The organism is Gilliamella sp. Fer4-1, assembly GCF_001690515.1.
GTDB lineage: Bacteria > Pseudomonadota > Gammaproteobacteria > Enterobacterales > Orbaceae > Gilliamella > Gilliamella apicola_C.
The window spans coordinates 1-1,876 of record NZ_LZGZ01000133.1 but is presented as its reverse complement, the minus strand read 5'-3'; the positions used below and the strand labels follow the sequence as shown (position 1 = coordinate 1,876).

General features: G+C 36.0%; 1 protein-coding gene. It reads right to left on the bottom strand.

Going from position 1 to position 1,876, the window contains the following annotated elements; genetic code table 11:
• Positions 1-103: 103 nt before the first annotated feature.
• A complete protein-coding gene (locus A9G30_RS04610; protein WP_065588198.1) occupies positions 104-1,669 on the bottom strand; it encodes a hypothetical protein in 1,566 nt (521 codons plus the stop codon).
• Between the last annotated feature and the right edge of the window lie 207 nt (positions 1,670-1,876).

The following is a 1,876-nucleotide window of genomic DNA, read 5'->3' as shown; positions in this document are numbered from 1 at the left end:
AGGTAATGCTCACCATCAGCAGAAAAGCTATCAAATAATAGGGTTATAAAATAAATAACCCAATAATATAACCTAAACAAATAACTATTCTAGTATTAATTTTCTAGGGGATATTCTCGCCTCGACAGAATGTTTGAGAGGACTGAGCAGAACCGAGGTCATACTCATCACCATAAATCTGACCTCTTAGAGCCCATCCATTAATAGAAAAAGGCTTATCGGCTCGGTACATTTCAGATGTCCATATAAAATCCCCGCCGCCTTGACTATATATCGAGGCGGCTCCCCATTCTCCTAGAAATGTACCTAAATCACGGGAAGGTCTATATGTCCCTTGTGTAGGAAGTGTAGCAGTACCTTCTGGTAAATCAGCATCAAGCGAATTAATTAATTCATTCCTTCTATACAGATATTTTTGCCGCCAAGCTTTTCCTGCGTCAGAAAAATCATTAACTTGATCTCGTGTTGTTGCTGGTATTGCATGACCATCAATAATTTTACGACATTCATCAAACGCCGGGTACTTATCCTTTTGAATAAAACCTTTACTTTCACTAGAATTATTATGATCAACAAGAATTGCCCATTTCTCAGGTATCGGAAGAGTCACTTTACCAATATTTATCCAACTATTACCATTATCTTCTGTGTACTCCATATTAATGGATAATGGGGTCTTCGGTTTAAGACGACTATTATAAGTAATATTACAACCAGCACCCAATGCTTTATTTCCGTTTCCTGACAAAGTTACCCAATTAGTGATATTGCTCTCATCAAGTATACAACGGTATTTTGACTGATTACCCCCTGAACCGATTAAGTTAAACTTAACCCCTTCGAAACCAGTAATAGGTCGAAATGACTCGGCTATAAATCCTACACGAGATCGATTAGCCTCATTATAACCAGCACCATTCCAGATTGCAGAGTTATAACCTTTAGGATATTTAGTTACATCTCTAGCCTCTAAATAAACATCAATACGCTCTGGTTGAGCGTAGCATAATTTTGGACCACCTAAAAGCATAACTTGGTAAGCAATTTGAGGTTTGCTACCATAATCATTAGTATTGGGAATACCATATTTGGTGGTTGCAGCGACATCTTTTATACTTAATTCTAAGGTATAAGGCCCTCCGCATTGTGTTAATTCCTGATTTAAATCGCTCACAACTTCTTCATAGCCATCTTTCCAAGTTGCCTTTAACGAACCAAGAACAGTTGCGTTCTCAGCTATAGAGGCATCACCATCATCGTCTACTACTTGTAGTAATGTAGCGATGTCATGTACTTTGCTGTCCGCGGCAACCAGAGCAATAATATCTGATAATTTTGTACCCTCTGGAACTCTTAACGGTTTTCCACCGTACGAGATTGAATCCATAATACCAATTTGTTTTAATTCACCATTATTTGTTTCACTTGGTATCTTCAAGCCAAGTAGCTCATTTAAGCTGTTCAGCTTATTGCCAACTTGGTTATCCTGATTTGCCTTAAAGTGCAAATAAGGCTTGTTGCCCTGAATCTCTTTTGTTGTGGTTGCGGTTAGTGCAATGACATTATCTGATATCGTTATCCCTAACAATGTAGCAATTGCTTGTAACGCATAACGCTTTTTTTGCAATTGTGGTAGTGTTGTTTGTAAGGCTAGTTGAGCAATTTTCATTATTTTTCTTCGCTGACTAAATTATTTGACTTTGTTTGATGCTTTAAACGTGCTTTAAACGTAGTAGTTTAACTAAATTCAATAGCAGATTTAAAAAACTTTTTAAAAAACCAAATTAATCTATAACTATTTATATGATATAGGAGATTAAGTATAATCAAAATATAGTGATAATTTAAAGCAAAAAATAATTTTTTTTGTTAAGAT

Excerpts from the sequence above, each read along its gene's own strand:
- A9G30_RS04610 (WP_065588198.1), bottom strand. The coding sequence starts at position 1,669 with ATGAAAATTGCTCAACTAGCCTTACAAACAACACTACCACAATTGCAA.